The 13,799-nt window shown below is 36.1% G+C and carries 12 protein-coding genes; all 12 read left to right on the top strand.

The window, feature by feature from the left end; translation table 11 throughout:
- Window positions 1–2: 2 nt before the first annotated feature.
- The 12 genes from rsmB to lon all read left to right on the top strand — a co-directional run bounded on the left by rsmB (window position 3) and on the right by lon (window position 13,792).
- Entirely contained in the window at window positions 3–1,244 is a 1,242-nt protein-coding gene (gene rsmB, locus T513_RS0101725; RefSeq protein ID WP_031588647.1) for a 16S rRNA (cytosine(967)-C(5))-methyltransferase RsmB, read from the top strand.
- A 1-nt stretch (window position 1,245) separates the two neighbouring features.
- The gene (gene rlmN / locus T513_RS0101720) at window positions 1,246–2,274 is read left to right on the top strand and encodes a dual-specificity RNA methyltransferase RlmN (RefSeq protein WP_031588646.1); all 1,029 of its coding nucleotides are present in this window, start codon (window positions 1,246–1,248) and stop codon (window positions 2,272–2,274) included.
- Window position 2,275: 1 nt separating this feature from the next.
- Entirely contained in the window at window positions 2,276–3,001 is a 726-nt protein-coding gene (locus tag T513_RS0101715) for a Stp1/IreP family PP2C-type Ser/Thr phosphatase (RefSeq protein WP_031588645.1), read from the top strand.
- Window position 3,002: 1 nt separating this feature from the next.
- Window positions 3,003–4,868 (top strand): Stk1 family PASTA domain-containing Ser/Thr kinase, encoded by a 1,866-nt coding sequence (gene pknB / locus T513_RS0101710; RefSeq protein WP_051654346.1) that lies wholly within the window; start codon window positions 3,003–3,005, stop codon window positions 4,866–4,868.
- A 42-nt stretch (window positions 4,869–4,910) separates the two neighbouring features.
- Entirely contained in the window at window positions 4,911–5,777 is an 867-nt protein-coding gene (gene rsgA, locus T513_RS0101705) for a ribosome small subunit-dependent GTPase A (RefSeq protein ID WP_031588643.1), read from the top strand.
- The gene (rpe, locus tag T513_RS0101700; RefSeq protein ID WP_031588642.1) at window positions 5,770–6,414 is read left to right on the top strand and encodes a ribulose-phosphate 3-epimerase; all 645 of its coding nucleotides are present in this window, start codon (window positions 5,770–5,772) and stop codon (window positions 6,412–6,414) included. Before rsgA ends, rpe begins: the two co-directional genes overlap by 8 nt.
- A complete protein-coding gene (locus tag T513_RS0101695; protein ID WP_031588641.1) occupies window positions 6,405–6,998 on the top strand; it encodes a thiamine diphosphokinase in 594 nt (197 codons plus the stop codon). The genes rpe and T513_RS0101695 overlap by 10 nt, the downstream gene beginning before the upstream one ends.
- A 3-nt stretch (window positions 6,999–7,001) precedes the next feature.
- Window positions 7,002–7,745, top strand: a complete 744-nt coding sequence (locus T513_RS0101690) for a tRNA threonylcarbamoyladenosine dehydratase (RefSeq protein WP_031588639.1) — start codon at window positions 7,002–7,004, stop codon at window positions 7,743–7,745.
- Window positions 7,746–7,915: 170 nt separating this feature from the next.
- Window positions 7,916–9,034 carry a 6-phosphofructokinase gene (locus tag T513_RS0101685; protein ID WP_029070460.1) on the top strand — a complete coding sequence of 373 codons (1,119 nt, stop codon included), beginning with the start codon at window positions 7,916–7,918 and terminating at the stop codon, window positions 9,032–9,034.
- An 89-nt stretch (window positions 9,035–9,123) separates the two neighbouring features.
- Complete coding sequence (locus tag T513_RS0101680; protein WP_031588638.1) at window positions 9,124–10,044, top strand: hypothetical protein; 921 nt, start codon at window positions 9,124–9,126, stop codon at window positions 10,042–10,044.
- Window positions 10,045–10,116: 72 nt separating this feature from the next.
- Window positions 10,117–11,400 carry a trigger factor gene (tig, locus tag T513_RS0101675; RefSeq protein ID WP_029070462.1) on the top strand — a complete coding sequence of 428 codons (1,284 nt, stop codon included), beginning with the start codon at window positions 10,117–10,119 and terminating at the stop codon, window positions 11,398–11,400.
- Window positions 11,401–11,476: 76 nt separating this feature from the next.
- On the top strand, window positions 11,477–13,792 hold the full coding sequence (lon, locus tag T513_RS0101670) for an endopeptidase La (RefSeq protein ID WP_031588637.1): 2,316 nt from the start codon (window positions 11,477–11,479) through the stop codon (window positions 13,790–13,792).
- Window positions 13,793–13,799 lie beyond the last annotated feature (7 nt).

Genomic DNA, 13,799 nt, shown 5'->3' with positions numbered 1-13,799 from the left:
TAATGGAAAGAGAATTAGCTTTAATGATTCTGTCTGATTATGAACGTAATCAGACATTCTTGAATATCGCATTAAATCATGCATTTCAAGTACAAAAGAAAGATTTTTCAAAAGAGCTTGTTACAGCGCTTGTCTATGGTACCATTCAGCATCGATTGATGCTTGAATATCAATTAGAACCTAGTGTCAAAGGTAAACGTATTAAGCTATTTGAACGCATGGTTCTATTGATGAGCATGTATGAGCATCTTTATATGAATATGCCAGATTATGCTATTGTGAATGAGGCTGTTAGAATTGTTAAGAAGAAAAGAGGCAGACAGGCTGCATCTTTTGTCAATGCGATATTAAGAAACAGTTTTGAACATAAGAGAAGTCTTGATGATCTTAAGAAAGAAGAAAGACTCAGCATTGAGACAAGTCATCCTTTATGGATGGTAAAGATGTTTATTAAGCAGTATGGCTTTAAAACATGTGAGAAGATCTTACATGCCAACAATGAAGTACCTTTAAAATCTGCAAGAGTCAACACGTTAAAGATATCAAGAGAGGCTCTTCTAGAAAAAGATCATCGCTTTATCGCTTCTTCACACAGTGAAGATTGTGTCTTCTATCAGGGTGGGACAATTGCAGAAAGCGAAGCATTCAAAAATGGGTGGGTTACCATCCAGGATGAATCTTCACAGCTTGTTGGTCGTTTCTTATCACCAGATAAAGGAAGTCGAGTATTGGATATGTGCTGTGCACCGGGATCTAAGACTACACATCTAAGTGCGATTATGGATAATACGGGATCTATTGATGCTTATGATCTTTATGCGCATAAGATTCATCTGGTAGAAGATAATGCGAAAAGACTTGGGGTAACTAATCTTACTACACATGTAGGAGATTCTACCGATATCCATTGTTTTGAAGGAGAGTATGACTATATTTTATTAGATGGACCTTGTTCAGGGCTTGGTGTACTTGCAAGAAAACCGGAAATTCGTTATCATGATTCTAATGCAATGGACGAAATAATACTTTTACAGAAGAAATTATTGGAAAATGCTTATACATTGTGTAAAAATAAGGGTATCATTGTTTATAGTACATGCACTCTTAATAAGAAAGAAAATGAAAAACAGGTAGAAGCTTTTATTAAGGCTCATCCTGATATGCATATTTTAGAAGAAAGAACAGTATTGCCATATGAATTACATAGTGATGGTTTTTATATGTGCAGATTAAGAAAGGATTAATATGAATTCGATTTATGGTTTAACGCCTGAGCAGATGACTGATGCTTTTTTAAGTATTGGTGAAAAGAAATTTAGAGCTCAGCAGGTTTTTGAATGGATCTATAGAAAAGATGTCTATGATTTTTCTAAAATGACAAATCTTTCTAAAGACCTTCAAGCTAAACTTAGTGATAATTATTCTACTGATCTATTAGAGATTGTAGAAAAGCAGGTTTCTCGTGATGGAACGACTAAATATCTTCTTCAGTTAGAAGATGGTGGTTATATTGAAACTGTACTGATGATTCATCCTTATGGTAAGTCATTGTGTGTAACCTCTCAGCTAGGCTGCAATATGGGATGTAAGTTCTGTGCTTCTGGTCTTTTGAAGAAACAAAGAAATCTTACAGCAGCAGAGATGGTTCAGCAGGTCCTTACTGTTCAACATGATCAAAATGAACGTGTAACACATGTTGTGATCATGGGGACTGGGGAACCTTTTGATAATTATGATCATGTCATGAATTTCATTTATATTATTAATGCAGCTAAGGGTCTTGCTATTGGTGCGCGTCATATCACATTATCGACATGTGGACTTGTACCAAAGATCTACGATTTTGCAAATGAAGGCATTCAGGTCAATCTTGCGATTTCTCTTCATGCATCAAATGATGAAATCAGAAATGAATTGATGCCTATCAATAAGTCATATCCTATGGATGTGTTAAGAACAGCAATCAAGGATTATATTGAAAAGACAAACAGACGAGTTACTCTTGAATATATTTTATTAAAAGATGTCAATGATGATGTAACAAATGCTCGCCAGCTTGCGCATTATTTAAGAGGATTAAATGTGTATGTGAATTTGATTCCTTATAATGCAGTCAATGAACATGGCTTTAAGAAATCTCCAGCTTCAAGAATTGAAGCGTTCAAGGATGAATTGATCCGCTTAAGAATCAATTGTACTTTAAGAAAAGAACATGGTGGAGATATTGATGGAGCTTGCGGACAGTTAAGAGCGAAGAAGGAAAGGAGACTTTAAAATGATCATATCTGCGTTAAGTGATATCGGCAATTTCAGAGATATTAATCAGGATTGCATTAATTATAAGATCATCAATGAACATGAAGCTTATGCGGTTTTATGTGATGGAATGGGTGGTCATAATGCGGGTGAAGTTGCTGCTAAGTTAACGTGTGATTATATGATGGATCATTTTGAAGATCATGAACCTTTTACTTGTCAGGAAGATATCAGACATTGGTTTTATCGCCTGATCAAGAATGCCAATCGTCTTGTTAATGAAAAAGGGGCAGACAACAGCGCTTATCGTGATATGGGCACTACAGTCATATTGGCGTATATTGTTGATGAATGCATCTATATCTCTCATGTTGGAGATAGTCGTGCCTACATCGTTACATCTGAGAGCTTAGAACAGATAACAACGGATGATACATTGGTCAATGCTTTATTGGAAAAGGGGTATATCAATAAAGAACAAGCCAAGAATCATCCACAGCGAAACATTCTTGTACAGGCTGTTGGGGTAACAGACTTACTGAATGTATCATTTGCAGTTGTTCATGCAGATACCATTCTGCTTTGTTCAGATGGATTATATAATTCATTAAGTGATAATCAAATTGTGGAAATTTTAAAATTAGATTTGACTATTCAACAAAAAAATGAGAAATTGATGGAAACGGCCAAACAGTTTGGTGGTTTGGACAACATCAGCACTATTCTTATAGAAAGGGGCGCATAGTATGAGTGAAGTGAATCGATTACTGGCAGACCGTTACTTGTTAGGGGAATTAATTGGACAAGGCGGAATGGCGGATGTTTATCTTGCTGAAGATAAAGTTCTTCGTAGAACTGTTGCTGTAAAAATACTTAGATCATCATTGACTGGTGATCCAATCTACATCAAAAGATTTCATCGTGAAGCAAGCGCTGCTGCCGCAATCAATCATAAAAATATTGTCGCTATCTACGATGTTGGAGATGAAGATGACCTCTATTACATCGTCATGGAATATGTCAAAGGACAAACACTTAAAGAATTAATTAATATCCGGGGTGCGCTTCATTATATTGAAGCGATAGATATTATGAAACAGGTTGTCAGTGCAACAGCGACTGCCCATGAAATGGGCATCGTACATCGCGATCTGAAGCCACAAAATATATTAGTCACTGATTCTGGAATTGTAAAAATCGCCGATTTCGGAATTGCTTCGATTCAGTCGCTGTCTCAAGTGACACAGACGGATACAATCATGGGATCGTTGCATTACCTTGCTCCTGAAATTGCAAGAGGAGAAAAGGCAACGCCACAGTCGGACATTTATGCATTGGGTATTGTTTTCTATGAACTGTTAAGAGGTGAGGTGCCATTTAACGGGGAATCGCCTGTCAATATTGCCTTGAAACATATGCGTGACAGCATTCCTTCAGTAAGAGCATTTAATCCTTCAATTCCTCAGTCTGTTGAGAATATTATTATCAAGGCAACAGCTAAGAATGTAGAGAATCGTTATGCTTCAGCACTGGATATGTTGGATGATATTGCGACTTGTCTCGTAAGAACAGAAGAAGAGAAGCTGACATTTGATGTACCGGTAGAAGAGCCAACAATCGTTGCACAGGATACTGAGTTTTTTACGAAAACAAAAAATGAAGGTATTGTGGAAAATGAAGTACCAGAACCAACCACGACAACAACGCGTGTTTCCCGCAGCAAGACTGCTGAACCTAAAAAGAAGAAATCTAAGGCGAAGCTTATTGTAGTGCTTCTTGCCTTGGTATTGCTTGGTTTTGGAATCGGTTATTTCTATTACATGGATGCCAATAAGACATATAAGATGCCCGATTTAGTAGGACTTTCTAAATCAGATGCGAAAAAGAAGCTTGAGAAGAATGGCTTTAAGGGTGCTATCACTTATGAAAGTGAATTGAGTGATAAGTATGATAAGAACTATGTGATCAGTACGAATCCTAAAGCTGGAAAGAATATGGAAAAAGATACAGCCATTGTTATTACTGTATCTAAGGGCAAATATGATATTATGTCTGACTATACGAATTATACGTATGAAGCGGCCAAGAAGGAATTGGAAGATTTAGGCTACACGGTAACGAAATATGAAAAGTCTGATGATAATGTTGAAGAAGGACGTGTCATTGGACAATCAATTGCACCTGGTGAAAAACGTGATCCTAATGAAACAAATAAGACTATTACACTTACTGTTTCCAAGGGCGTTACAATCATGGTTCCTTATCTTTATGGTGATACTATTAAATCTGCTACCAAGACATTGGAAAGTGCTGGATTTAAGGTTAAGACGAAAGTCTTAAGCTTGCCATCTGATGCCAATGAACGTGCTAAGATTACTAAGGATAAGATCAATATTGTTATTAGACAGTCGCTTGCACCTTATTCAACTGTCAATAAGCGTGGTACGACAATTACGCTTTATTACTATGATAAAGTGCCTGAAGTAGAGACTGACAATACACAGGTTACTCCAAATCAGGATAATAACACTGATAACAATAACAATACTAACAATAATAATTCCAATAACAATAATTCAAATAATCAGAACAATACGACAAATAATACATAAAGCCTCGCTCATTAGAGTTGAGGCTCTTTATAAAGGAGATATATGCTTAAAGGAAGAATCATCAAAGCACTTGCTGGCTTCTATTATGTGGAAGCAGAAGGGCAGGTTTACACTTGCAAGGCAAGAGGGAAATTTAGAAAAACAAAACAGACACCTTTGGTAGGTGATATTTGTACAATTGATGTACAAGATAATGGAGAAGGCTATATTTTATCTTTAGAAAAAAGAAAGAATGAATTAAGAAGACCACCGATCTGTAATGTTGATCAGGCTCTTCTTGTCTTTTCAATCACGCATCCTGATTTTGATAATCTGCTTCTAGATCGCTTTTTAGCAATGGTTGAAAATGAAAATATTGAACCAATTATCATTGTGACAAAGATTGATCTAGATGATACTCTCATTGAGAAAATCAAGAGTGATTACCATGCTTATCATACAATTTTTGTAAGTTCTAAAGAGAATATTGGAATTGACGAAGTAAAAGAGGTGCTCAAAGGAAAAACAAGCGTAGTTACAGGACAAAGTGGTGTCGGGAAATCCAGTCTGCTTAATGCATTGGATATTCATTTGAACATTGATACCAATGAAATCTCTAAGGCACTTGGTCGTGGGAAGCATACGACAAGACATACGGAACTTATTCGCATGCATGGCGGCTATGTAGCTGATACGCCAGGTTTTTCATCTTTGACATTGGAAATGGATCCTATTGATCTTTCTGTAAGCTACCATGATTTTAGAGAATATGCTACAATGTGTAAGTTCCGTGGCTGCCTTCATGATAGTGAGCCTCATTGTGGTGTTAAACAGGCGGTAGAAGAAGGCAAGATTACGAAAGAACGTTATGAACATTATCTGACTTTCTTAAAAGAAGTCAAAGAGAGAGAGGCAAAGAAGTATGACTAAAGTCGCACCATCTGTTTTATCGGCGGATTTTTCAAAATTAAAAGAAGAAATTGATACATTAGAAGGAGCTAAATGGCTTCATTATGATGTAATGGATGGACATTTTGTTCCTAATATTTCATTTGGATATAGCATCTTAGCTAATGTAAGAAAAGCAACTGACTTATTTTTAGATGTTCATTTAATGATCACTGATCCTATGTTTTATGTAGATGAATTCATCAAAGCTGGAGCAGATATGATCACTTTCCATATTGAAGCAATGGAATCAAGAGAAAAGACAATGGAACTTATCAATCATATTCATGCATCAAATGTACAGGTTGGTATTTCTATTAAACCAGGTACACATGTAGACGCTATTCTTCCCTATTTAAATGATGTAGACATGATTCTTGTCATGAGTGTTGAACCGGGATTTGGCGGTCAGTCATTCAATGATATTGCTGTTGAAAAGATTAAGACATTAAATAGTCTAAAAGGAAAATATGGCTTTATTATTGAAGTTGATGGCGGCATCAATGAACAGACAGGAAAGCTATGCGTAGAAGCTGGCTGTGATGTTCTTGTTGCAGGAAGCTATGTATTTAAGGCAGCATCACGTCGTGATGCGATCGCATCATTATTATGCGAATAGGCATCTATGCGGGTATGGATGTAGGGGATGTATTGGACCGCACAATCCCTTACATTGGTGCTGATGCAGGTGTTTCTCATTTATTGAAGTATAAGCTTCATCCTACTTTGGCTATTGGGGATTTTGATTCGCTTTGTGATCTAGAGATTTTAGATGATCTTAAGATTAAGAAGTATCCTTCAAGAAAAGATCAGACAGATACACAGCTGGCTTTAGAATATGCGATTAACAAGGGCTATGATGAAATTGATATTTACGGTGTAACTGGAGGAAGAATTGATCATTTCTTCTCCATCATGTGTCTTCTTGAGCAGTATAAAGATCTTGATATAAGGGTTATTGATGCGACTAATATTATTTCAATATTAAAGCCAGGACATCATGAATTGATGGTTCACTCTAAGTATTTTTCATTGTTTGCACTTGATGAATGCAAAGTGAGTCTGTCTCATTGTGAGTATCCATTATCTTCTTATCAGTTAAGAAGAGATGATCCTTTATGTGTATCTAATGAAAGTGATGAGAAGGTACATATTGACAATGATGCCTATCTTTATTTTATTCAATCAGAAAGAAGAAATTAGTATATGAAAGAACAATTTTCTAGAACAGCTATTCTTTTAGGAGAAGACGCTGTTGATTCATTGATGAACAAGAAAGTCTGTCTATTTGGATTAGGCGGTGTAGGCGGATTTGTGGCTGAAGCCTTGGCAAGAGCTGGTGTTGGACACTTTGTCCTTGTGGATAATGATACTGTCTCTAAGACGAATATCAATCGTCAGATTATTGCAACCTTGGATACAATAGGAATGAACAAGGTTGATTTAGTTGCAAAGCGTATTCTTTCTATCAATGAAGATGCGATCATTGAGAAGAAACAGATGTTTTATCTTCCTGAAGTGAAAGATGAATTTGATTTTTCTTCATATGATTATGTTATTGATGCTATTGATACAATCAAGGCGAAGATTGATATCATTGAAGAATGTACAAAGACAAAGACGAAAATCATCAGCTGTATGGGTGTTGGCAATAAGCTTGATCCATCAAAGCTTCAAATTACTGATATTTATAAGACATCCGTTGATCCTCTTGCAAGAGTTATGAGAACGGAACTGAAGAAAAGACGCATTAAAAAATGCAAGGTGCTCTTTTCTACTGAATATCCTCTTAAGCCAAAAGAAAGTGCTCTTGTAAATAGGGAAATGGCAGAAATGAAGGCCAGTGGCGGGTCTAGACGTGCTCTTCCCGGCAGTGTTTCTTTTGTGCCTTCGGTAGCTGGATTAATGATTGGTGGTTATGTTATTAGAGATCTTACAGGGCTTCTGTAAGATCTTTTTTTCTGATTTTAATAATTCCTCTATTGATGATGGGAAAAGCGCTTACTTTTTTATGGTATGAATTTAAAGTAAGCGCTTGTATTTTTTAAAGTTAGTTGATAGAATAAAAAAAGTGGAGTACATTTACACACAATTTTAGCTATTATTTTAGGGGGTTCATTATGGAACAGAATATTAAAAAAATTGCTTTATTATCTGGCGGAGGAGATTGTCCAGGCTTAAATGCTGTAATTCGAACTATTACTAAGACAGCAATTGAAAAATACGGCTGGGAAGTCATTGGTTATGTCTATGGCTATCGTGGTCTTTATAATAATAATTATGTAGATTTGACTGTAGAAAAAGTAGAAAATATCTATAAAGAAGGTGGAACTATTCTTTATAGTTCTAACAAGGATAACTTATTTGATTATCTTGTAGATGACGGCAAAGGGGGCAAAGTGAAAAAAGATGTCTCTGATGTTGGTGTAGAAAACTTAAAGAAAGCTGGGGTTGATGTTCTTGTTGTATTAGGAGGAGATGGTACATTGACAAGTGCGAGAGATTTTTCTCGTAAGGGTGTTAATGTTATCGGTGTGCCTAAAACAATGGATAATGACTTAGCTTCAACTGACGTGACTTATGGCTTTATGAGTGCCATGAGTGTTGGTACTGAGTTTATTGATCGTTTACAGACAACTGCGAAATCTCATCATCGTGTTATCTTATGTGAATTGATGGGTAGAGATGCTGGATGGATTACTTTATATGCAGGTCTTGCAGGTAATGCTGGAATCTGTCTGATTCCAGAAATTCCATTCAAGGTTGAAAATATTGTTAAGGCTGTAAAGCGTCGTGATGAACAGGGGCTTCCTTATACTGTCATTGCGGTAGCTGAAGGTGCAAAATATGCAGATGGTACTAAGGTCATCGGTAAGATTGTAGAGGATTCACCTGATCCAGTTCGTTTAGGTGGTATTGCTAAGCAGCTTGAAAATGATTTAGAAAAAATGATTCCAAATCATGAAGTGCGTTCTGTTAATCCTGGTCATATTATTCGTGGTGGAGACATTTCAGCGTATGATCGTATTTTATCAGTACGTTATGGTGTTGCAGCTTGTGAACTTATCAATGAAGGTCATTTTGGCAATGTTGTTACAATCAATGGTGATAAAATGGGTTATACATCATTAGAAGAAGTAATTGGTGCAGCGAAAATCGGCCAGCAAAAACATGTAGATCCTAATGGTGAACTTGTTAAGGCGGCTAAGGCTATTGGAATTTCATTTGGTGATGAATAATGACAAACCCCATAAATAAATGGGGTTTGTTTTCGTTTTATTTGCGTATATAATAGAACTTTGATAAGATATACGACAAAGGAGTACATATGATAGAAGAATTAATCAATGAAGGCCAATATAGTGCCGCTTTAAGAGAACTGAATGATCTCAGTGATGAGAAGACAAGACTTTTAAGATTGGTTTGCCTTAATGCCTTAGGTGAATATCAGCAGGCTAAGACTGAAGGTATGCTCGCAAAAGCAAAGGCAGGGGATACATACTATGATGTCGTTGCTCAGTATGTCATGACATTGAAGGAAACTGGTGATTTTGAAGAAGCTATCAATATTTTAGTTGAAGAGCTTTCGATGCCATATATTCCTTATGAGTATGAAAGTACATTCAATGCTGCATATGATGAAATCCTTCTTGCTAAGCAGGAAGTTAACTATGATCTAGAAAGCAAGAGTCAGATTTTCTCTACTGAGGAAATTGAATTGATCCTGCAAAGGGATGATGTCAATGAAGACTTGCTGTATATGGCATTGGATCAGATGCAGCAGTTAAATATCAGAATGCTTATTCCTAGCATTCGCAATTATCTGCGTGATCCAAACAAGCCACCATTTGCTAAGACGCTAATGATGGAATTGATGATTGAACAGCAGATCGATGAAGAATTTGAAGTTGCTAAAAACAATACTTACTATGACTTTAATCCAAGCTATATGCCACTTGTCTTGGCACAGACTGCTTATATGGGAATTGGTAAGAAGCTTCAGAGTGCATTGGAAGATGAAAATCCAACTTTGCTTAATCAGTGTGTAGATTATCTTGAATATTATCTATATCACATTTACCCAAAAGAAATCTATGAAGAAGACTTCAGTGTAATTGCCGCAGCTTTGCATTACTATGTTGCGACATTACAAAATATTGAGGTAGATAAAGACGATATTGAAATTGATTATTATGTAGATTTCAAGGATGTAGAAAGACAAATATTAGCACTCAGAGAAATAGAGTGATAAATTGTTGCAAATGGATACACATTCATGTATAATACTAGCGGAATATAAAAAGGAGATAAGTAAACAAATATGGAAACAGTTGTAAATAAGTTAGAAAAAAGCATGGTAGAAGTAAAAGCTACATTCTCAAAAGAAGAATGGAAAGCTGCTCAGGATCGTGCGTTAAATAAAGTAGCTGCGAATGCTAACCTTGATGGTTTTAGAAAAGGTAAAGCTCCTAAGGGACTTATCAAAGCTAAAGTTGGAACTAAAGCTTTATTAGCTGAAGCAGTAGATGAAATTTTATCTACAAGCTATGCTAAAATCTTTGTTGAAAATAATATCACACCAGTAGCTCAGCCAGAAGCAAACGTGGAAGTTATGACTGAAGATGAATTAAAGATCACTTTCACAGCTCCAGTAGCTCCTGAAGTTGAATTAAAACAGTACAAAGGTTTAGAAGCTAAGAAAAAAGCTGTAAGAGTTACTTCTAAAGAAGTAGATGAAAGATTAGCATCATACCAGAATGAATTCGCTGAATTAGAATTAAAAGAAGACGGTGAAGTAGAAGATGGTGATACAGCTAATATCGATTTCGAAGGTTTCAAAGATGGAGTTGCTTTCGAAGGTGGAAAAGGTGAAAACTATCCATTAGAAATCGGTTCAGGTTCATTCATTCCTGGTTTTGAAGAACAGTTAATCGGTATGAAAGTTGGGGAAGAAAAAGAAATCAATGTTAAATTCCCAGAAGAATATCAGGCTCCTGAATTAGCTGGCGCTGATGCAACTTTCAAAGTTAAAGTTCATGAAATCAAGACTAAGATCTTACCTGCATTAGATGATGAATTAGCTAAAGATGTTAACATCGAAGGTATTGAAACTTTAGATCAGTTAAAAGATCATATCAAAGAAGATATCAGAGCTCAGAAGAAAGCTGAAGCTGAAAGAAAATTCGACGAAGATGTATTTGAAGCAGTCGTTGAAGCTAACCCAGTTGAAGTACCTCAGGCTATGGTAGATACTGAAGTACAGACTATGGTTTCAGAAATGACTGAAAACCTTTCTAGACAGGGATTAAACATGGATCTTTACACTCAGTTAACAGGTCAGTCTTTAGATGATATGAAAGCTCAGATGGCTGATCAGGCTGAAAAACGTGTTAAGTTCCAGTTAATCATTGATGCAGTTGTTAAAGCTGAAAACATCGAAGTAACTGATGAAGAATTAGATGAACAGTATAAAGAAATCGCTGCTTACTACAGCAGAGATGTTGAAGAAATCAAGAAGATCTTCGCTGGTCAGGAATATAGAGTAAAAGCTGATGTTGCTAACAAGAAGGCTGTTGACTTCATCAAAGAAAATGTTTCTAAATAATAAATAATTACAAATAAGAGAGAATAAGGCGCTTACGTCAAGCGTCTTATTTTCACTAATTAAAGGAGGTAATAACATGGATACAAATATCATAGAGCTTCCTGTGATCTGTACAAGAGGTATGCTTGTATTCCCAGGTCATGATACGGCCATCGATGTAGGACGTAGTTTTAGTCTTAAAGCTATCGATGATGCTGTCGATATGTACGATTCTCATATCCTGTTTGTTTCACAGATTCATCCCTTAGAAGAAGAAATTTCTATTGATACAATCTATAAGGTGGGGACAGCTTGTAGCGTTGTTAGAAAAGTCAAGAAGGATAATCATGGAACAATCAAATTGACAGTAGCCGGAGAAAAACGTGCTAAGATTCATTCTTTTTATGAAAAAGATGGATGTTATTATGCTAAGGTAGAATACCTTGAAGATGTATTTGGTGATGAAAATGAAGAAACCGCATTAGTTCGTAAGATTACTGAACAGATGCAGTTTATCAACCGTACTGCTGGATTATTCCCAAGAGAATTATTTGCGAATATTTCACAAGGATTATCCGCATCTGAATTGGCTGATGCAATTGGCCATTATATGAATATTGATCTTAATGAAAGACAGAAGATTCTAGATGAAGCTGATGTCAATAAACGTCTTCTTCTTGTTCTTGCATGCATGCAAAAAGAAAAGACAATCAATGAGATTGAATCTACTATCAATGATAAGGTCAAGAAGAGCATTGATGAAAATCAAAAGGAATTCTATCTAAGAGAACGTTTAAGAGCAATCAAGGAAGAATTAGGGGATACTCCTAACGGAGAAGATGAAGTTGATCAGATTCGTAAGAAGATCAAGGAAAATCCTTATCCTCAGAATATTAAAGATAAACTAATTGAAGAATTGCAGCGTTATGAAATGATGCCAGCATCTTCACCTGAAGCTAATGTAGTAAGAAATTACATTGATTGGGTCTTAAAACTCCCTTGGTGGGAACAGACTGATGACAATGAAGATATCGTAGATGTAGAAAAGATTCTTGATGATGATCATTTTGGATTAGAAAAACCAAAAGAAAGAATTGTAGAACATCTTGCGGTTAAACAGATGACACAGTCATTAAATGCTCCAATTATCTGTCTTGTTGGGCCACCTGGTACAGGGAAGACTTCTTTAGCTAAGTCTATTGCTCATGCATTGGGTAGAAAATTCATCAAGGCTTCACTTGGTGGTGTGACTGATGAATCAGAAATCAGAGGTCATCGTAGAACTTATCTTGGATCTATGCCTGGTCGTATTATTCAGGGTATGAAGAAGGCAGGGGTAGTTAACCCAGTCTTCCTTCTTGATGAAATTGATAAGATGTCATCTGATTATAAAGGTGATCCAACTAGTGCAATGCTTGAAGTATTAGATCCAGAACAGAATAGTATGTTCTCTGATAACTTCATTGAAGAACCATATGATTTATCTAAAGTTCTCTTTATTGCGACTGCTAATGATCTTGGCAGCATTCCAGGTCCACTTAGAGATCGTCTTGAAGTTATTGAATTGTCTTCATACACTGAACAGGAAAAAGTACAGATTGCTCGCAATCACTTGATCAAAAAACAGCTTAAGAACCACGGCTTGACTGCAGAACAGTTCACTATTTCTGATGAAACAGTTCTTTATGTCATTCAGCACTATACAAGAGAAGCTGGTGTACGTCAGCTTGAACGTCTTATTGCTTCATTATGTCGTAAGGCTGTTCTTAAGATTTTAAAGGATAAAGCAGCAAATGTTGATGTGAAGATTGAAGATTTACAGGAATATTTAGGAAAAGCACCATTTGATCATACTAAAAAACTTAAAGATAATCAGATCGGTGTTGTTACTGGTTTAGCATGGACACAGTTTGGTGGAGATATTCTTCCAATTGAAGTAAACCATTTCCCAGGTTCAGGTAAATTCAATGTAACCGGACAGCTTGGTGATGTCATGAAAGAATCAGCTTCAATTGCATTGGATTACATGAAAGCCAATGCTGCTAAATATGGTCTTTCTAAAGAAGATTTCGAAAATCAGGATATTCATATTCATGTACCAGAAGGTGCTGTCAAGAAAGATGGACCAAGTGCTGGTGTCACTTTAACAACTGCACTTTATAGCTCATTTACTAAGAAAGCTGTTAAAAATGATGTAGCAATGACTGGTGAAATCACTTTAACTGGTGAAGTACTTCCAATCGGTGGATTAAAAGAAAAATCTATTTCTGCTCATCGTTCTGGTATTTCTACTATCATTATTCCTAAGGATAATGAAAAGGATATCGATGATATTCCTGAATCAGTGAAGAAAGAACTTACTATCATTGTAGCTGATCACATTGATACAGTACTTAAACATGCGATTGTATAGGAGATAA

This window comes from Kandleria vitulina DSM 20405, assembly GCF_000702065.1.
GTDB lineage: Bacteria > Bacillota_I > Bacilli_A > Erysipelotrichales > Coprobacillaceae > Kandleria > Kandleria vitulina.
Note: the sequence above shows the minus strand (reverse complement) of the source record. Positions and strands in the feature narration are given on the sequence as shown.